This is a genomic window from Streptomyces mutabilis, assembly GCF_014649815.1.
Classification (GTDB): Bacteria; Actinomycetota; Actinomycetes; order Streptomycetales; family Streptomycetaceae; genus Streptomyces; species Streptomyces mutabilis.
This window is the reverse complement of sequence record NZ_BMTT01000177.1, coordinates 1-648: the sequence shown is the minus strand read 5'-3', so window position 1 is coordinate 648 and position 648 is coordinate 1. Positions and strand designations below refer to the sequence as shown.

Annotated in this window: 1 protein-coding gene; it reads left to right on the top strand. The window is 29.2% G+C overall.

Translation table 11 applies throughout. The features are described from left to right. Positions 1-648, top strand: a 648-nt coding sequence (locus IE142_RS39320; RefSeq protein ID WP_229831254.1) for a hypothetical protein, incomplete at both ends; no start/stop codon positions are given.

Genomic DNA, 648 nt, shown 5'->3' with positions numbered 1-648 from the left:
GCTAAAAGAAGAAGAGATGAGAGGGTTGTATTATTACATGAAGAAAATCCAGAGGCTTATGATGAAAAAGTGGAAAGATATAAGTTTAATAATAGAGCAAAGCGTGTTATGACTTTAGATGAATATGAAAGAAGGAAAAAACTACGAGAAAAACGTGACGCAGCTAATATGCGTAATAGATACAATAGTAGTTTTGATTTAAATTTAGAAGGACGTTCTGCTAAAGATTTAGAAACTATGATTGCAGAAGGTAATAGAATACGAGAAGGATATATTGAAGGTAATCTACCTCAGATAGAACAAAATCCTCCTGTTCCACATTATGCACAGGAGACAGATCAAAATCCTCTTGTGTCACATAATGAAAATATATCTCAACCACAAGGATTTATAGAGAACCAAAATTATCCTACACATGATTCACGATTCTCTTATACATTACAAGAGAATGATGTTATACCTTATAACTCTCAATCTCAAACATATTTGGATTATTCAATGCAAAATCCACCTATGAATTATTCGTATAATAATCCTTACTTGAATGATTATAATAATAATCCTTATTTACAAAATAATCATAATAATCCTAATGTACAAAATAATACAATAAGTGATAATTATACATATAATAATCCTTATACACAA